Source organism: Marinobacterium sp. BA1 (assembly GCF_041155135.1).
Lineage (GTDB): Bacteria > Pseudomonadota > Gammaproteobacteria > Pseudomonadales > Balneatricaceae > Marinobacterium > Marinobacterium iners.
Window position 1 is genome coordinate 3,052,277 of record NZ_BAAFHC010000001.1, and the last position, 18,186, is coordinate 3,070,462.

General features: G+C 50.5%; 17 protein-coding genes, 1 tRNA gene and 1 other RNA gene. 10 read left to right on the plus strand and 9 right to left on the minus strand.

Going from position 1 to position 18,186, the window contains the following annotated elements:
* Position 1: 1 nt before the first annotated feature.
* From ACAM29_RS14855 to ACAM29_RS14875, 5 genes are all read right to left on the minus strand, one after another.
* A complete protein-coding gene (locus tag ACAM29_RS14855; RefSeq protein ID WP_369624575.1) occupies positions 2–913 on the minus strand; it encodes a hypothetical protein in 912 nt (303 codons plus the stop codon).
* Positions 892–3,024 (minus strand): putative bifunctional diguanylate cyclase/phosphodiesterase, encoded by a 2,133-nt coding sequence (locus tag ACAM29_RS14860; RefSeq protein WP_369624576.1) that lies wholly within the window; start codon positions 3,022–3,024, stop codon positions 892–894. Before ACAM29_RS14860 ends, ACAM29_RS14855 begins: the two co-directional genes overlap by 22 nt.
* Positions 3,021–3,917, minus strand: a complete 897-nt coding sequence (locus ACAM29_RS14865; RefSeq protein WP_369624577.1) for a phosphate/phosphite/phosphonate ABC transporter substrate-binding protein — start codon at positions 3,915–3,917, stop codon at positions 3,021–3,023. Before ACAM29_RS14865 ends, ACAM29_RS14860 begins: the two co-directional genes overlap by 4 nt.
* A gap of 95 nt (positions 3,918–4,012) precedes the next feature.
* Positions 4,013–4,864 carry a DNA ligase gene (locus tag ACAM29_RS14870; RefSeq protein WP_369624578.1) on the minus strand — a complete coding sequence of 284 codons (852 nt, stop codon included), beginning with the start codon at positions 4,862–4,864 and terminating at the stop codon, positions 4,013–4,015.
* A 101-nt stretch (positions 4,865–4,965) separates the two neighbouring features.
* The gene (locus ACAM29_RS14875; RefSeq protein WP_091827546.1) at positions 4,966–5,403 is read right to left on the minus strand and encodes a cytochrome c5 family protein; all 438 of its coding nucleotides are present in this window, start codon (positions 5,401–5,403) and stop codon (positions 4,966–4,968) included.
* 288 nt (positions 5,404–5,691) lie between these two features.
* Between ACAM29_RS14875 and ACAM29_RS14880 the strand changes: the two genes are divergently transcribed.
* The 4 genes from ACAM29_RS14880 (at position 5,692) to ACAM29_RS14895 (ending at position 9,312) form a co-directional block, all read left to right on the plus strand.
* Positions 5,692–5,768: transfer RNA gene (locus ACAM29_RS14880), tRNA-Arg, on the plus strand.
* Between the two features lie 152 nt (positions 5,769–5,920).
* Positions 5,921–6,877, plus strand: coding sequence for a nuclease-related domain-containing protein (locus ACAM29_RS14885; RefSeq protein ID WP_369624579.1), 957 nt, complete (start codon positions 5,921–5,923; stop codon positions 6,875–6,877).
* Between the two features lie 202 nt (positions 6,878–7,079).
* Positions 7,080–7,253 (plus strand): hypothetical protein, encoded by a 174-nt coding sequence (locus tag ACAM29_RS14890; protein WP_369624580.1) that lies wholly within the window; start codon positions 7,080–7,082, stop codon positions 7,251–7,253.
* Positions 7,254–7,308: 55 nt separating this feature from the next.
* On the plus strand, positions 7,309–9,312 hold the full coding sequence (locus ACAM29_RS14895) for a hypothetical protein (protein WP_369624581.1): 2,004 nt from the start codon (positions 7,309–7,311) through the stop codon (positions 9,310–9,312).
* Between the two features lie 179 nt (positions 9,313–9,491).
* Here the strand turns inward: ACAM29_RS14895 and ACAM29_RS14900 are convergent, their stop codons facing one another.
* Positions 9,492–10,415 carry an HNH endonuclease gene (locus ACAM29_RS14900; RefSeq protein WP_369624582.1) on the minus strand — a complete coding sequence of 308 codons (924 nt, stop codon included), beginning with the start codon at positions 10,413–10,415 and terminating at the stop codon, positions 9,492–9,494.
* Positions 10,416–10,524: 109 nt separating this feature from the next.
* On the opposite strand from ACAM29_RS14900, the gene ACAM29_RS14905 reads away from it, so the two are divergent.
* Positions 10,525–11,499, plus strand: a complete 975-nt coding sequence (locus tag ACAM29_RS14905) for a site-specific integrase (protein WP_369624583.1) — start codon at positions 10,525–10,527, stop codon at positions 11,497–11,499.
* Between the two features lie 1,174 nt (positions 11,500–12,673).
* Here ACAM29_RS14905 and ACAM29_RS14910 read toward each other — a convergent pair.
* Positions 12,674–13,543: a hypothetical protein gene (locus tag ACAM29_RS14910; protein WP_369624584.1), complete on the minus strand. Its 870-nt coding sequence runs from the start codon at positions 13,541–13,543 to the stop codon at positions 12,674–12,676.
* 133 nt (positions 13,544–13,676) lie between these two features.
* Between ACAM29_RS14910 and ACAM29_RS14915 the strand changes: the two genes are divergently transcribed.
* Positions 13,677–14,006: a hypothetical protein gene (locus tag ACAM29_RS14915; RefSeq protein ID WP_369624585.1), complete on the plus strand. Its 330-nt coding sequence runs from the start codon at positions 13,677–13,679 to the stop codon at positions 14,004–14,006.
* A 34-nt stretch (positions 14,007–14,040) separates the two neighbouring features.
* Complete coding sequence (locus ACAM29_RS14920) at positions 14,041–14,466, plus strand: restriction endonuclease (RefSeq protein WP_369624586.1); 426 nt, start codon at positions 14,041–14,043, stop codon at positions 14,464–14,466.
* A gap of 130 nt (positions 14,467–14,596) precedes the next feature.
* On the opposite strand, the gene ACAM29_RS14925 is transcribed toward ACAM29_RS14920, so the two are convergent.
* Complete coding sequence (locus ACAM29_RS14925) at positions 14,597–14,833, minus strand: hypothetical protein (protein WP_369624587.1); 237 nt, start codon at positions 14,831–14,833, stop codon at positions 14,597–14,599.
* Entirely contained in the window at positions 14,830–15,870 is a 1,041-nt protein-coding gene (locus tag ACAM29_RS14930; protein WP_369624588.1) for a hypothetical protein, read from the minus strand. Before ACAM29_RS14930 ends, ACAM29_RS14925 begins: the two co-directional genes overlap by 4 nt.
* A gap of 476 nt (positions 15,871–16,346) precedes the next feature.
* Between ACAM29_RS14930 and ACAM29_RS14935 the strand changes: the two genes are divergently transcribed.
* The 3 genes from ACAM29_RS14935 to ACAM29_RS14945 all read left to right on the plus strand — a co-directional run bounded on the left by ACAM29_RS14935 (position 16,347) and on the right by ACAM29_RS14945 (position 17,877).
* A non-coding RNA gene (locus ACAM29_RS14935) (RtT sRNA) lies at positions 16,347–16,470 on the plus strand.
* A 410-nt stretch (positions 16,471–16,880) separates the two neighbouring features.
* A complete protein-coding gene (locus tag ACAM29_RS14940; RefSeq protein ID WP_369624589.1) occupies positions 16,881–17,336 on the plus strand; it encodes a hypothetical protein in 456 nt (151 codons plus the stop codon).
* A gap of 7 nt (positions 17,337–17,343) precedes the next feature.
* Positions 17,344–17,877, plus strand: a complete 534-nt coding sequence (locus tag ACAM29_RS14945; RefSeq protein WP_369624590.1) for a hypothetical protein — start codon at positions 17,344–17,346, stop codon at positions 17,875–17,877.
* The last annotated feature ends 309 nt before the right edge of the window (positions 17,878–18,186 follow it).

Below are 18,186 nucleotides of genomic sequence, written 5' to 3' on the forward strand. Positions count from 1 at the left end.
CTCAGAATTCGTAGCTGAGCTCGGCCTGGTACTTCATTTCGCGTCGGTCGGGACCGTTCAGATGGCGCTCGATCTTGAACTCGAATTCAAACCCGGGCACAGGGGCTTCGTACTCCAGCCTGACCTGCCCCAGCCAACGTTCCTCGTCTTCCCAGCTCCACTGGTGGCTGTCCGTATCCCGTTCTGCCTTGTCTTCCCGCTGCCAGGTAGGGCCCAGAGTCAGCTCCCAGCCATCCAATGGCGGAATCCAGCTCAGCCAGAGGCTGGCCTCATACTGCAGCTCCTGTTCTGCTGCTTCGTCACGCTCACGGGCACTGTCATGCCACTGGCTGAAATATTGATGCTTTACTTCCAGCCGGGGCTGCAAAAACAGGCTGCTGACCGGCGTCATGTATTCGCCGTTCAACAGCAGTTTCGACTCATGGCCGGTACCACGACCGCTGCGCTGGTTGGCATCGGCAGCAACGCTGGTGGCCTTGTAAGAAACGTCTATAAAGCGGTCGTGGTAGCCATCAAGCGTCCAGTTATAACCACCCAGGGCACGTCCGATGTCGTAACGGAAACCGGCGCCGATAACGGGAGTGGTACGCCACTCGGTTCGACTTTTGTCGTTCTTGAGTGAGCCATCTTCACGAAACTCCAGGCTCATGTCCTGTGTGCGGCGGTAGTTCATCCCCATTCGACCCTGCCACGTCCAGCGCTCACCTTGCCAAAACCCCAGTATGAGCAGGGTTTTGCTTTCCCAGCGGGTTTTACGACTTACGTCCAGTTCATCAAAGGCACCGCTTTTCTTGTACTGGATTTCACGGGTTTCGGGGCTGCGGCTGTATTCCAGATCGGTTTGCAGCTCAATGTCCATGGCCAGTGCCGGGCTGCCAAGCAGCAGGCCGCTCAGGAGGAGGTTTCGGTGCATTGTTGTTCCAGCAGCGGTTTCAGAGATGAATAGCGCATGGGGCGATAGAGGCCAAAGCCCTGACCATAGTGGCTGCCCAATGCAGTGATGCACGCCAGTTGGGAGTCGGTTTCGATCCCCTCGGCAACGGTCTTCAGCTTCATGCTGCGCGCCAGAGTCACGATCGACTCCACCAGCGAGTGATCAGATTCGGGTCTCAGCTCACGGATAAAGCTGCGATCAATCTTGAGACCATCAATCGGCAGTTGATGCAGGTAACTCAATGAGGAGTAGCCGGTACCGAAGTCATCGATCCAGATGTTGATGCCGGCATCTTTCCACTGCGTGAGGGTATCGCGGCAGTCATCCAGATGACGAATCATGCTGGTTTCGGTCAGTTCAATGCTCAGGCAGTGCGGCGGTACGCCCCGTGCCTGGATCAGTTCAGTCAGGAATGTTCGAGTACTGGCCTGATGCAGTGCGGCACCGGAGATGTTGATCGAGATGGCAAAGCCTGGGTAAAGCGCCTGCAGCTCAAGCAGATCATGAATGGCCTGGTGAGCGACCCAACGGGTAACCGGCTCCATCAGATCCGAGTCTTCAATCAACGGGATAAAACGTGCCGGTGAAATTAACCCTTGTTCGGGGTGATTCCAGCGCAGCAGGGCTTCAGCGGCTCGAATACGGCCGTTGCGCAGATCAATCACCGGCTGATATTCAAGATGAAACTGGGACTCTGCCAGTGCCGTGCGAACGCCCTGCAGTATTTCCAGCCGCTCGTACAGTTCCTGGTTCATCTGTGGCGAGAAGAAGGCGTACTGGTTGCGTCCGCTCTGCTTAGCCGCGTACATGGCGATATCGGCATTTTTCAGAATTTCACTGCTGCTGGCGCCGTCATCGGGATACAGAGTAATGCCGATACTGCTCGAGATGTTGAAGTAGCGTCCATCGATCAGGAATGGCTGGTCCAGGGTCGCGGCGACCTTGCCAGCCAGCTCGGCAACCTGGTCGCTGCGCTCGGGTGCGGGATAAAGCGTTACGAATTCGTCGCCGCCAAGGCGTGCCAGTAGTACTTCACCGGTTTCCGGATCGCAGACATCCAGCTCCAGCAACAAGTTGCGTAACCGCGCTGCGGCTTCGAACAGCAGCAGGTCGCCCATGTCGTGACCGGCGGTATCGTTCACTTCCTTGAAGTGATCCAGATCGATAAAGACAACACCCAGCCGTTGCCCGTTGCGCTCCGAATACTGCAGCAGCCGTTCCAGTGATTGCTGGAACCAGTGGCGGTTGGGCAGTTGTGTCAGGTTGTCCAGATAGGCCAGCTGGGTAGTTTGATGATGGCTTTGTTCCAGGCTGCGCCGCATCTGCTCCAATGCATTGCCCAACTGCCCCAGTTCATCTGTTTGTTCCAGCCTGAAGCTGATGCTTTTGTCACCTTCGCCGTAGCGCAGGCTTTTATCCGCCAACTGACGCAGTGGGCGGAACAGACGGCGACAGAACAGCCAGGTAAACAGCAGCGCAAGCAGCAACAGGATTACAGACCCCATCACCAGCTGGCCAGCCAGCTGCCGCTGCTTCTGCGCAGCCTCTGACGAGATTGCATTGCTGTGTGCGGTCAGATTCTCAAGCGCGCGGGTAAAGTCCACCGCCAGTGCCAGCTGGCCGATGGTCTGGTTGGAGACCTGTATCGGCTTGAACAGGTGCAGGGTGCTGTCCACCCAAGCTTGTTCAGCATCGCCCGGCACCTGGTCGATGCTTTCCAGTGGACGACCGTAGTCGGCCACTGCTTCGGAGCCGTCGTGTACCAGCTTCAGCTCATGGTCGAACAGCAGTACGTAATCAAGTCCCGGCTGGGCCTGTACCTGCCGCAGCTGCTTGCCGATTTCGGTCAGGTCCAGATGATATAACGGGATATCCAGCTGAGCGCTGAGCGTATCGGTCAGCAGGGCAGCATCCTGTTCCAGCTGAGTTTTAAGCACCTCGGACAGATGACGCTGGCCGCTTTCTGTTGTGAACTGATTAAAACGCCCGAATGCCGACAGCAGGGTCAGCATCAAAATCGTAACGAGCACACAGGCAACGAGTGCAAAACTGAGCGTCAGTCGATCAGCCAGTGAACGCAGTGGCTTCATGGTGCTATTCCGGTAGAGAGCTGTTGCAGCAGATCCAGGTCCTGTTGGCTGGCAGGCTCAAAGCGACGGGTTTGTTCATAGCGCTGCAATAGCGAGCGGTGCGCGTCATCAAGTGTCAGCAGCTGTTGTGCCAATGCTTCGGCAGCAGCAGGGGCCAGCGCAGGCGTTACCAGTTCATATGCGCGTGGATAATGTTCCGAGCGGTGGATGATTCGCATCTTTTCGGTCAAACCGGCAGGCAGGCGGCCGGCTGTTGTCCAGTCACCATCGTTCACGCTGCCTGCTGTCGTGACCCCCTTATCTACCCAAAGAATGTTGTTCTTCTCATTGCGGCTGAACAGGTAACCGACCTGATCGGCAGGAGTGGGCTGGCCGGGCTTGTCCAGCTCGACGGGCTTGAGTCCTTCCGCCTGTAACGCCATCAGGGGCAGCAGGTAGCTGCTGAAAGAGTCCCGGTGCTCCAATGCGATTGTTTTGCCTTTCAGTTGTTGCAGTGTGTTGATATCACTGTCAGCACGCACATAGATCAGGCTCTGGTAGGAACGCTGGCCCCGTTTCCATTTACGCAGCAGTGGCGTCGCCAGATCTGCCTGCACCAGGCGGGCAGCGGTCAGCGGTGTTTCAGTCACCCAGTGAACCTCGCCGGCTCTGATGGCGGCACTCAACTGTTCATAGTCGGGAAACAGGCGCACTTCACCACGGCTGAAGCCCTCTGCCTCAAGTGCTTTTGCCATGAACTGCACCATCGGTCGCAGCTGGCGAAAATCCTTCTTGGGCCGATCGCTGATCTGGGCCAGCACCAGTGTTTGTGCAGTCAGCGGCAGACTGAGCAACAGCAAAAGCAGAGTGCTGCCCAGCCGTAAGGGGAAGGTGGTCAGGTTGGAAAGAGTCATGGCTATCGCATTCAGAGGTCGGGCTTACAGACACTGATCCTACGTTACCCCGTGAATGAAAACCATATCCAGGCATACCCTGAGCTTGAGCGATGTCATTCCGATCGACGTATTCGCAGAAAACGAGCAAACCGTGGCAGCCCATGCGTGGTCAACCCGTCATAACGAAAGGTGACCTGACTGCCAATGGGAGGCGGCTCGGCCCGTTCGGTATCACTGAAGCCGGTACCGAGGCGAAAACGACGGCCATCTTCCAGCTCGACCAGCAAGGCACCCAGCATGCCTGTGTATTTGCCCTTGCCCGGCAGGTGAGCCACTACAACGGCTTCGGCATCCTGGTGCCGTTTCAGCTTGCGCAGATCAGTGCTGCGGCTGAATTGATACAAGGCACTGGCCCGGTGCAGCATCAGCCCTTCACCACCGCGGCCGACTGTCACATCCAGCAATCGTTCCAGAGCCGGCTGATCCAACCCGCTGTGCTGGCGAATTGTCACGAGGTTGTCGGCTTCAGTTGTCGAAATCAGGGCCTCAAGCCGGGTTAAGCGCTGGCGGAAATTGCCGGGCCAGTGCGGAAGATCAAACAGCATGAAGCGCACATTCTTCCAGTCATCAGCGGTTGTCTGGTGGCGATTGATCAGGGCCGCGACCTCGCTGTAACGGCCATAGCCAATCCATAACTCGCCTTCCAGTGGCGTGTTGGGCCAGTTCTGCGTAATTGTGGCGGGCGGGTTGATCGGATAGCCACTGCGGCTGTAGAGCTGACGACCATCCCAGTAGGCACGCACACCATCATATTTTTCACTGACCAGCCAGTCATGCAAGCTTTCAGGTTGCACTACGTCAGGACCAATTGAGGTGGCAAGCATGGGAGTGTGCGAAGAAGCCGGGGCTGCCTGCAGAGCGAAAGGAAGCCCAAGCAGCAACAAGGCAGAGGCGGGTTTGAACATGAGTGTCATCCTTGAGTCAGATTGGATCGGCTATCCGTGCCGACCAGAAACAACAAGGGCCGCCGAAGCAGCCCCTGTCCAAAACAAGTACTCGAGAGGTATCAGTTACCCAGCATGTAGTCGATGCTGGCCTGAATCTCTTCGTCGGAACAGCTAGAGCAGGTGCCGCGCGGTGGCATGGCATTGAAGCCATTAAGAGCATGCGTCAGCAGGGTTTCCATGCCCTTTTCGTCAAGGCGCAGCTGCAGCTCATTGGTGCCAAACTTGGGCGCACCCAGTACACCGGTGCCGTGACAGGCTGAACAGCTGGCCTTGTACACATCTTCACCAGAACGGCCACCGGCAGAACTGCCAGCGGCGGCAACAGCCGCAGCACCGCCACAGTTCTCGTCGCCTTCAACGCAAACTGAACCGACAGGCTTGATGCGCTCGATGATTTGTTCTTCAGCAGGAGTAGCAGCTTGAACCGATACAGTCAGGGCCATGCCCAGACCAAACGCGCAGAGTGCAGACGCAGCTTTTGCAGCAAATTTATTCACAGTCACGACCTCATCACTTGGTAAGTTGGCGGGGCAGCGATGCCTGGCTGATGGTCGAAGATGCCGTAGCGGCAGGACCCGATGCAGACATGACTGCGCACACAAAAATCTGACCCGGGATTATACCGGCAAAAAAGCCCATACGGAAATTGAGTTGAAGCATTCCCGCGCCACTTTATACCTGCTTTTTAGTCGCAAGGATCACCCGGCGGGCTGCAGAGGCGTTAGAATTCACTTGGCAAACACGGTTCTGATCCGTAGTATATGGCCCGCAAACACTTCTATTACGCGCCTGTAGCTCAGCTGGATAGAGTAGCAGGTTCCGATCCTGTTGGTCGGGGGTTCGAATCCCTCCAGGCGCGCCATTTTTTACTCTCCCTATTTTATTGAAATCCTTCGGAACAGCTACGCTATCCACCTGAGCTACGGCGCGCGTGGAAAAGCTTTGCACAGTCTGAATTCCGGCTTGGTCACAATCTGATCACAGTGGTGGGTGGTTCAACTCCGGCGGAGTGGTATGATCGAGTCTTATCTTGATCGCAGGGACTTGGCACAGCTCATGGAATGGCTCTCTTCGTTATCAGCCTCTTTACTCGTTGTCCTATTGTATCTTTTGCCATTGTTCTTGTTGGCAGGCATCGCGCTGTACACCAAGCGGATGTTGTCTCGAAATCGCACCTCTCCCCTTGGATCTGACTTACTGCGGCCAGCAGGTTACAGCCTGCAAAAATCGGTTGATGATTTGCAGTTTGACTTGATGGAGTCATTCGTTGCCATTCCTCTCATGAGCAGCTGCATGCCCCTGATCCTTTTGGTGCAAGAAAAACTGCTCGGTAAGGCGTTCGGTTGGGGTACATGGGCTTTGATTGCCATCGCTGTGGCTTGTGTTGTGGGTTACTACATTTACAAGGCAGTGGCGATTGTGAAGAAGCTGGCACGCTTGCGTTTGGGTCTTGCCTGCGAAATGGCGGTCGGTCAGGAACTGGAGCAGATCATTCGTCCAGAAGGCCACCCATATCGAATTTTTCATGATCTGCCGTTTGAAGGCTTTAATGTCGATCACCTCGTGGTGAGCCCCAACGGCGTGTTCGTTATTGAAACAAAAGGTCGCTCAAAGCTGGTTCTGGATGGCAAGAAACAGGCTCGTGTTCGTTTGGAAGGAGATGCTCTGCATTTCCCGACTCATGTTGAGACCAAACCACTTGAGCAGGTGCGGATGAATGTGAAAGCTGTCCGGAGCTGGCTCAATCAGGCAACTGGGTTCGATGTGCCGGTGGCTGGGGTTTTGGTGTTACCAGGATGGTATGTCGATCTAAAGCAGAGAGCTAATGATCCATATGTACTGAGCGGTAAGGCGCTGTCAGGTCAGTTACCGAAATTGACCGTCGGATCTCTGGACTTGGGTCAGGTCCAAGCTGTGGCGTATCAAGTAGCACAACGGGTGCGGGATGTAGACCGCGAACGTGTGCTATAAACAATCTATGGAAGTGTGTGGTTGTTTTAATTGCATGAAATGTATGGTTTTTTGGAATTGGATGGCCTGTTGTTTGGAGTTTGAAGCCTAGTCCCAGAAGTATACTAATATGGATGCATGGATTGACTAAGATTTGACCATGTGCCAGTCTTTGCGTAAGATACTACCCCAATTTTACTATTCGAGACATGGAGTCGAGCCAATGAGTATCGAAGAGCTTATTGAAGCTGCCAGGGCGAGCGCTCATGAGCCAGCTACTTCGGCTGAGGTTCTTCTTTTTGCTGAAGTAATAGACAAAAAGCATGAAGAGTTTGAAGCAGAAGTTCGTGCACAGGCTTCTGAAGACGCCTTCATGGCCCGAACTTATACTCTTTAATTGATGATTATTTATTAAAGCGACCTATTGGTCGCTTTTTTTATGGCGATAGTAAATGTTTCCTTATCTTGTATGTCAATTCGCGAAGTCTACCGTAAGTAATTTGGTAAAAGAATGTTTCGGATCTGATTTTCCAAACATTATTAACAAAAGACAAATTAACTATATATATAATTATCTTTCAGACTTGGGCGCAGAATCTGTATTGTTAGAGTCAAGTTATGTTGATAAAGACTATTTGGAAGATTACTCAAATTATTATGTGAAATGTTTTAATGAATATGGATCTAGGAGCGCTAGATTACATTTTTTTAGCAAGCATATTGATCATACTGTGATGGATAATGTTTTGGCTAATGCTTGTCAAAAAGATCTCGATGATATTCAGGAATCTTATCTTGGTTTTATTGTTGTTAAGCCACTTCCTAAAACATTTATAGGTAAAACCTGCTTGAGAACTTATCCTGCATTTGCAATAGACGAATGCAGAAACTTAATATCTAGAGACTATGTTGTTAACCTTTTTGGTATTGAACTTAAAGTAAATTCTATTGCATTTCAGGAGCAAGACAAAGTATTGTCTGCATGTGCTACTACTGCAATATGGTCATCATTGCACGCGATTGAGTGGAAGGACACCAAAAATATATCATCTTGCGGTAAGATTACATCATCCGCTATTAATCATATATCTGATTCATCTAACAGATTCCCTAATAATGGTTTGACTAACAAGCAGATATTGAGGGCTTTAGATGTTGAGGGTTTGAAACATCAACGATTCGATGTCGGATCAAAAGATAAAATATTTTTCTTTAATAAGGTTAAATCACACATTGATAGTGGACTTCCATTAATTTTGGGCGCAAAGATTTACGAGTTGTCCTCTCATGAAAAACCTAGGTATCTTGGCGGTCATGCTGTCACAGTTCTAGGGTATAAAGACTTGGAAGGACATGAATCTGTTTATATACATGATGATCGTATTGGTCCTTTCGCAAGAGCTGCGATTGAACCGCTGAGTAAATATGAAGGTGAGAGTGAGGGATTCAATGATCGTTGGTGTTTAACCCTCCAAGAGAAAGATGAATACTCAAACTGGAAAAAACCTCATCAGATATTGGTGCCAGAAAGTATTATTATTCCCTCTCACAGAAAGAATAGAATTCCAGAGAGCTATGTTAGGAATACTTGTGACTATATTGTTGCAGGGTATGATAGCTTTGTAAAAAGCTTAGAGTCTGCTGGCAAGGATGTATCGCTTCACAAAGATAAAGTTAGATACAAAATTAAACTTCAGCAGGTTGGAAGATATAAAAAAGAAATATTATTTTCGTCTCTTGTTAATAAGAGTGAAGTCTTACTTTCTAGTTTGGCTAGATTTCAATGGGTAGCATCCTTTCTGTTCGGGGCGGATAAGGTGTTCGATGTTCTATTTGATGCAACAGATATACCCCAAGGTAACGCTGTATCTATAATAGCAAAATATGATAAAGGAAAGTTTGACCTAATTGCAGCACGTTTGGCTAAATTTAATGATGTTGAGAAAATTAGTAACCGATTCCATGGCGAACATTTTTGGGATTCATTTTTATCTAGTATTAAGCTCGCTGGAAATAGTTATCAGTCTTATCTTGATGAAAAGTATGGAGCGCTTAGGGCTCCTAAGTATCTGACTGAAAAAGAAGTTCAAAGTTTCATTGATGGTGAATCTAGGTTAGATACTTTCTATGGGGAGTGTGAATCCAGTCTGGATGAAAAGTTTGCTTTACATAAAGATAAAAAACTTATTTGGGCTATTTCGCATGAAGGTGCTCTTTTAATAGGTGCAGAAAAGGATGGTTTAGGTCATCCGAGTATTACAGGTCTCAAGCCTGCGAGGATTGCTGGAGAGCTTTTTTACGAAAATTATTGCTGGGCTATTAATTCTAAGTCTGGGCGATATAGCGGTGATTATAAGGACTCTAATGAGCTCCTCAAAAATGCGTTGTTGAAATTTAAGGAAGTTTTTTACTTATCTCGTGATCAGATAGAGCATAGGCCCTTTTACCCAGAATAGAATTTACTCAAAGAAATAACTTTATGAAAGTGCTCAATGCTGAGCAATAGATCCTGAAACCGTTGCTCACCCTGCTACCTGAACTGAAGGGGAGCCTGTAACTACGCTGTCTCCCCTTTGTTCTTTGAGCGCCAGCACCATTGTGAATACTGTGCTGGTCACAATCTGATCACACTTGATTAGGTTTTTAGCCCAGTCCACACAATATGGGCTGAAAGCGCCGCTTTAGAGGGGCGGTCTGAGCCGTCTACCGGCTCTGCGAGGGTCGCGCCTTCAATCTGTGAATAGCTTCCCCGAAGCTCTTCTGCGATCACTACGGTGCCAGTATCAGGATCCACTGCGATCATGCCAAGGTCCCAGAGGGTATGGATGTCCGCACGCAATAGCAGGCCATTGGCAGTAGCGTTGCTGTCATCGCCCTTGTAGGGCGTGATATGGGCGGCCTCAAGGGCGGGGATAGTGTCGCAGCCGGTAATGGCACAATAGCCTCGGTATGCCTCTATGAGCTGTGCTCTGAACTTGGCTTGTCCGCGGCGTTGGACGATGCTTGCAATGATTTTCTTTCTGGAGTCACTAACATTATCAGGATTGTAGCTGCCAGTTTCCTCATTGATCTCAAGCTGCTGCGTTATCCGTTCAATCTCGGCTCTAGGGCCAGGGTTGAATGCTCGATCAGAGTCATAGCTTTCAAGGTAGAAATACCCCTCATCCCAGCCTGTCACATAAGCCAAGCCCATGATTCTATACTCCACACCGGGTTTTGGCTTCGTCTGGATCATGACTCCGACCGGCACGCCGTCGTGAATACACTTCATAAGTGCCCGGTTGGTGTATTCAGCGTCCCGTTGCGTCGGGTCTGAATTCTCTTGAAAGTATTCGTATAGCCACGAACCGTCGTCTCTATAGATGGGTTCTTTATCCGGGTAGTCTCCGCTGAGAGTCTCTTTGACGCTGAGAGCATATTCGCTATCTGCCGGCTTATAAATGCCCTTGGCCTGAGTGGTGAGTCGCGGCCTGTTTGCGCTGATCGTTGACCAGGGTAAGGTCTTGCCAGCATGTTCAAGGAACCAACGTTGTGCTTCACTGAGGTCATCCATTCTCATCGTCAACATCCTGATTATTAGGCATTTTTAATGTGCCGGAGCCCGACAGTCATCTCCTGGCATCCTAACATCAGCATTCGTTAGAAACCCAGCAATAGGTGATGAATCGATGGCAACAATCCGGAAGTTACGCAGTAAATGGCAGGCGCAGGTTCGTATCAAGGGGCACAAGCCACAGGCCAAGTCATTCACACTCAGATCAGATGCGGTGGCTTGGGCACGTCAGGTCGAAACGGAAATCCAACGAGGTCTCTTTGTTGATACCGCTGTGGCTGAACAAATGACCGTCAGAGACGCGATTGAACGTTACCTCACCTCCATTAATGATCAGAAGAAACAGCGCATAGAGCGTTCTACAGCGCGTCCTGTGGTTGCTTCATTGGGTCACATTTCGCTGTTCAATCTACATAACCAGCACTTGGCTGACTTCCGTGATGAACAGCTGAAGTTGGTCGGGACAACGACCGTCGTGCATCGGCTCTCACTGCTCAGCAAAGTGCTTAAAATCGCGGCTCAAGAATGGAACGTGCCTTTTCCGAAAGGCATACCGGGGGTGCGTAAACCCAAACGGCCTCGTGGGCGTGATCGCCGGTTATTGGACGGGGAGCTTGATCAGTTGCTGGATGCCCTGTCAGAAACGCCTCAGGTTCAGCAGATAGTGATCCTGGCTGTTGAAACAGCCATGCGCCGGGGTGAACTGGTCAAAATTGAGCGCAAGCATATCAATTGGAATACCCGAACCCTGCACATCCCGGAAACCAAGACCGGGGTGCCTCGTGATGTACCACTGTCAGAGCGCGCCATTGCCGTTTTGAAGGCCGTTAGTGGCTGTGCTGATCAGCTGGGCAAAGTATTCAATATCCAGCCAGACAGCGTTTCACAGGCGTTTGAGCGTGCGTGCAAGCGTGCCGGGATTGAGGGTTTGCGCTTCCACGATCTTCGGCATGAAGCCACCAGCCGGTTTTTTGAAATGGGCCTGAACACGATGGAAGTGGCGACAATCACCGGACACAAAACCTTGGAGATGCTGAGTCGTTATACTCACCTGCGGGCTGAGACGTTGGTTGACCGGTTGGCATCCTGACGAAAATACAGCTCAAGCAATGCCTTTTTGTCATGAGTAGTTGGTTCCCAGTTGTAACAAATCAGCACATTTCTGTTAATGGTTTCTCTGTAGGCCGCGTGGTTGCTGCGTTTGCTGATCAAAGTATAAGGAACCTGAGTGAAAGCCACGCGGCAGACAGAAGCATGATGCTGTTACTTATATAAGGATGAGTGCCGTTGATGAATCGAGACAGGCACCGCCCGGGTCATGTCTCCCGTTACCACCTATGACTATGACAGATAGTATCCCGCGCTTGCTCGGCTTCGAGTGGACATCTCTGTAGATGTAGTTGTCCCCGCTAATCCGGGCGGCAGCATTCTCGATGCCGGGTGTGGATCGGGTGTGATGCAGCTTTCTTTAAACATCAAGGCTTTGAAGTGACCGCAACGGATGCGTCTGAAGCGCTCTGTAAGCTCGCCTCAGCTCACCTTGGACAAGACGTACATATCTGTGCTTTGATGAGATCGTTTGGGAGGGAACGTTTGACGTTGTTTGGGCGTGTGTTTCGTTATTGCATGTCCCCGAAGTGAATTACCAGAAGCTTTTAAGCGTCTTTTCCGAGCGTTGAAACCGAGTGGTTCACTGTATTGCTCGTTTAAGTATGGCACTGGAGAGCGTGAGCAAGGTGGCCGGCACTTCACTGACCTGGATGAACGTGGTCTGGGGACTGTAATACGCGAGACGGGGGCCGCGGTCGAAGTTGAAACGTGGTTGACCGAAGATCAGCGCCCGGACAGGGATGAGCGTTGGTTAGGTTGAAATAAAGGCTGAAGCAGAGCAACTTTTTTCGACAAAATTAAACGTAATCATTATCATTTAAAAGCTGTCATTATTACCGCACCTCTTTGCACCCCGGGTGGAACCTATAACGAAACCAAATGAAATAATCAAAGAAGTAGCTTTTTGACTTTGTTTTTTAGTCCGGAACCTTTTTTTGAAGTGAGCGGGCGCCCGGCCCGAAGGGCCAGCCCGCCGCCCCCGCGGCAGCGGATCTATCCCTCTATTCATTACTTAACTACAAAGCTAATTACTATACGGGCTATGAAATGCCGTCGGCCCAGTAATCACGAGGGCTTCAGGGTATTTAAGCTGTCCGTTATGTTGTCCGGAAAGGTGGGTTTTAACATGTGCAATATGATGGTCACCGTGATGATCAACGAAGCAGCCGCAGCTTTTCTTTGAAAAGAGATTTTCGTCGTCTCATCTGCTTCTGAATAGCTGATTCGTCTTTCTCTATATCACCCATGAGGCGTCTCAAGCGTGAAGCACGGGTGACATCCTGCTGTGTTAAGCGCAGTGCAACAAGATCTTTATACATGGGCTCGATGTCTGAAAGGCTCAGCTGCCGGCTCTTGATGCAATACTCTTTGATTGTGATGAAATCAGCATCGTGGCTTCTCTGTAGATCGAAACTCCGATCAGACACTTGCTTAGATCGAAGTATGCCCAGTTCGAGCTGATCATCCTCGATAATGTGTAGCTTCTCGGCTTTTTTACTGGCCTTCCAGTTCAGCTGTACGAAATCCTCAGCTGACTCCGGCTTCAAAACGCCATCAACCCATACCTGATAATCATCGATTTTGGGTGAGTTGAGATTGCCACGCTCTTTTTCACGACAAAATAGCCAGTGCAGGTCAATCAGTTGCCGGTCAAGCGAGTATATGACATCAATGAGCTCTGGTAGCTGGGCTTTACCTTGTCCAGATGGTCGAATTGCCGGGCGTAAACGCTCACGGAAGGTCGGTGCTAACAAGCAGCGTTGATTTGCGGCGAAGTTCAGTGCCAAAAAAGTAATGCGCACCTGATCATGCTCAAAGGCCGCTTGGTCGTCGCTGGCCTTGATTTTAGCATGTGCTTTGGCGGAGGTGAGCGCCGTCAATATTTCAGCATCTGATTTGCTGTTCAGAATTCGATCAGCCAGTTCCAATGCTTCAGTAACCGGCATATCAATAGGCCCATCGCGCTCTGGGTCATATGTATTAGGATCGTCATTGAGTATATCAAGGTCTCGCTCTGCGTACATGGTGCTCACGAATGACTGGTTAAAGGGTGAAGTAGTTGCCCACTATTCTACAGTTTTTAACGAAGCTTCGTTTCGTTTGAGAAATGTGGTTGACTACAAAGCCACTATCGAAATTGCCTGCAGGGATCGCACCATGGCACGTAGAAGCCGCGCATCGCTCTTCGAAGACCTCGCAACGTTTGCCGCACGACTACCGGCGTGGTTTAGCTTCACCTTAGCGGTCGTCGTGTATCTGGTACTCGACCACTTCAATGCTCAGCCCATGACAATGGAACCGCAACCGGGCTCGGTCCTGCCGTCTAATTTCGCAGCTGCCTTCTACAGGCCCGTGCTGATAGCGCTGCAATACATCGTGCCGCTGGCGTTTGCTCTCGGTGGTGCAGTATCGATGATTAAGAGCCTCTCAGGGCTGAGTTTGCGTAAGCAGTACCTATACTCCAGACACCCCAATCGTGGCACCTGATGCTCCACAGAGCGAGGTAAGGCCTACCAGCACCATGAGCTGGGATCAGTTTGAATTACTGGTCGGAGAAGCCTTCAGGCAACAGGGGTATCGAGTGATTCATGGAGGTGATGCCGGCCCTGATGGTGGTGTCGATGTGCATCTGAAAAAGGATGGCCATCAGTATCTGGTGCAGTGTAAGCACTGGAAGACTCGTCGGGTCGGCGTGGCTGTGGTCCGGGAGCTTTTCGGCGTAATGGTCGATCAAGGAGCCAAGGTCGCGTTTATCGTCACTTCCGGCGATTTCACGAATGAAGCCCACCAGTTTGCCCGCGACAAGTCGATTGGATTGATCAATGGTGCCAAGCTCGACAAGATATTGCGTAAGGTCGGTCAGGTGCAGCCCGATTGCGAGCCAGAAGCTACACAGAGCCCACCTGAGGCGATTTTGTGTCCTAGGTGCAATTTCCCCTATGGTTAAACGGGTCGCCCGGCAGGGCGTCAATGCGGGGCGGGCGTTTTGGGGCTGTTCAAGGTATCCCAAGCGTCGGGGGATACGACAGGCTTAAGCTGAAGTGGCCGGCCATTTTTATTAGACCGGCCACGGTCTTCTATTTTTCCTTACATAGTCGTTTTAGGCTTTCCAGCGCACGACCACACTCAGGAGACCCATGTCTCAGACCTGAGGATAAGGCTGCTTTCAGGCTTGATACACCCAAAATAAACCCCACGGCTTGTCCAGCAACAAACCCTTGTTGAATGCCATTCGAGAGCCCTTGGTCGTATGCGATCTCTGCAGCGACTGCTGCGATAGTCAATGCTTCTTGTCTATGTTTATCGTCTCTCATGAAGAGGCCTCCTTCATGTGCGTGGGATTTGAGCATTTGCACTCAATTGGCACATCCGGAAAGCCAGCATGGTCACTAATAAAAAGTGTGTTACAGACATCACAGCCATGGATTCTAGGTAGAGAGTGAAGCCCGCTTGGAAGCAGTTCAGCAAGCTTTGAAGCGTTCGGCGCACCTTCACGGAGGGTAGAATATAGAATTAGGCCTGGTTTCCAGCTCCGATTCTGGCCTTCATTGGTCCTGTCACCGGCTCGGTACTGCCACAAAGGAGTGTAAATGGAGTACTGATCGATGTAACCGACTGGTGAACTTTGGTATGGCCGTCTCCAAGGGCTCTCAATAATAGCAAACCCCATTCCCATGATAGCGGAAGGTGCCGGCACGTCAGAGAAGTATTGATTTGATATTGCAGAGTGGGTTTCTTCGGCCCGCGCGGGAGGAAAAACCCAAAGGAAGCATTCATGTGTGTTGACGTGGGAAATAAGGTTTTTTGCGACTGACGCTTGTGTCAAGTATCCCTTCGCTGCCACCATGAACCTGTTTTGCCATGAAGTATCCGGCGCCGGTATTAAGCCTAACGCGATCGCTAATGTCGCAGTACTCGGTGGTTGATACTCTAAGCGTGAGTTGTCGAGTTGTAGGCTCGTTTTAAGATGATTAAATGCGCTGTCTCTGTCTTTTTTGCTGTATTGAGTGTCGAGCAATAGTCTGACTTGGTTGACGCCGAATTGGCTGTTTTTCAAGTCTTGTATAGCAAGTTCAGCTATCCGCGTAGCATGCCACCAGTCAACACGAAACTTTTCCTGCGCACGTTTTGTTCCATGGAACCGGTTGTAGTGCGTGTATCTACCACAACCTTTTTCTATGGGTAGTTTACTTCTGCCAGCCACTTCCGGGCTGACAGTACCAAGCAGAGAGTGCATAACTTGTGCAAGACCGTTGTTCTTATCATTGTTGTCGAATTCGCTGGGAATCGCTTCAAGAAGACGGTCAGATACGACTTGGCTAATGGGAAGTCGAAGACTTTTTTTGGACATAACTATCCCCTGAGTTCGATGTCTAGTGCTGCACTGGAAGCGCCGTTAAATGTGCAGCAAACATCAACCTTATAAGGTCTAGTTTGTATGATGATGTCAGCGGGGAACAGCACGGCAACCCGTACCCACGTTCTCTGACAAATAATATCTAACCAAATGAATAGCGACTTTTCAAGAGGTATACTTACCCGCGTAAACTGGCACGGATAGTTGCCTCTGCCACGGGGGAAGCTGCAATGGCAAGAAAACCGAGGCGCAGTGTGGTCACAGTGCCGCTCCGGATTTCTGCACCAGCAAACCTAGCTGGAGTCTCTGGCATCGACCGGCAGCGCATGCCGCCTGTGATCACATGCTGGATGTAACGCTGATTGGCTCTGGACCCGGTTTCCGATCCTGTTGGTCGGGGGTTCGAATCCCTCCAGGCGCGCCATTTTTTCTTATTGCAACACCCTTCCAGTTTCTCTACAGCTTCAAACAGAGCCTTATCGCCTGGAGGGTGAGAACCCCCGATGGGTTCGAGCCGAGCGAAGCGAGACCGCGTTGCCGAAGGCAACGACCCGCAGGGCGAGGCATAGCCGAGTAATCCCTCCAGGCGCGCCATTTTTTACCTCTCCCTATGTTATTGAGTTCCTTCGGAACTGCTACGCTATCCACCTGAGCTACGGCGCGCGTGGAAAACTTTGCACAGTCTGGATTCCGGCTTGGTCACAATCTGATCACAGTGGCGGGTGGTTCAACTCCGGTGGAACGCTTTTGGTGCGTGGTCCAGTAACAGACTTGTGCGCGATGATTTCTATGCTGGGAGCAAAGGAGGGTAAAGCTAGACGAAAAAAAGCCGCCTTTGACAGCAGCTTTTTTTCGCTTTGAAAGTTTCGCCGTCCAACATGTTGATTAGATAGCAAATCTTTCTTTAATTCTGCCCTTGGGCCATAATCGCAGACCTAAGTCTGGAGGGGGGTGTACCAAGGACTTACAGGGTTATTGTAGCCACGATATAGGGATAGATGCAAATGAAAGTAGATCAAAACTTTCTAAATTCGCTGGAAACTGCACTCTCTACAGAAAGGCTCAATGCTTATCGAGTGTATTTCAACGCAGCTGATGACACTGAAGCGTATGGCGCTTACATGTGGAATAAAGCCGTTGGCAGTGCCTTCTATCCTCTCCTGCAAGCTATCGAGATTACGTTTAGAAATGCCGTTCATGACGCTGGTGTCACTTTGTTCTCGGGTAACCGAGAATGGTTTCGAATCAAGCGGCTCATGTCACAAAGTTCTCAAAAAACAATAAAGTACAAATATGGCGACGATCAAGTTCGGCGTGACGCCGCCGGTGCTCCGGTCAGGGACCGAAATGGAAAAATTCAAAAAAGCTATCGTAGCCTTTACCCCCCCACCTTCTTCAGACTCTATAGTTGCAGGGCTTACTTTTGGATTCTGGGTTCAGTTATGTACGAGATACTATGATGACCCTGTGACCAATACAAAATTATGGCCAAGAGCTATTCCTATAGCCTTCCCAAATGCTCGTGGAGCACACGCTACTAGAGCAAGTATCCACAAGCGCTTCAACTTTATCAAAGACTTTCGAAATAGGGTGGGACATCACGAACCGTTATGGAAGATTAAAGATTCTTTTGATGGTGGTGGGGTACTTATTCGACGAGGTCCAACTACGCCGGAAGAAAGCATTATTCGGCTGAATGAATACATTGATTTGATGGTTGAGGCGTTAACTTGGATGAGTACCGATCGAGCCAAGTTTATTGTGGATGCTGGCTATGAGTCCCATTTGCGCTCGATCTGCCATCCTAAAGCGCTTGATGTGTATATGAAAAAATCACAGCCTCCAGTGCCTTTTCACTCACTGCATTTCCAAATGCAGAATCAGCTCAAGAGTACCGGGGATCTCTCTGGCACATATCTAGTTTCGACCTCTAAACGCAGTCCCGCCAAAGGGGATGATTATGTGCTGGATGTTAAAGCGTTGAAATTACCTCGGATTTAGCATCTTTTACTGATGAAGGAGTTTGATTGATCTAGCAATAAGGCGTTTGAAGTCTGTCAGTTGCCGAGCAACAGCGTTCGAAACCGTTGCTCACCCACACACTGATCATGAAGGGGAACCAGTCACCACGCTGGTTCCCCTTTGTTCTTTCAGCGCCAGCAATGCTGTGATCACTGTGCCGGTCACAATCTGATCACACTGGACTGCATTTCCTGCCCGACACCGTGTGACCGGCTCCCTACAATCGTCATCAGCTTATCAAGTTGAAGATGATTTGTCGGAGCAAGCGATGGCAACAATCCGGAAGTT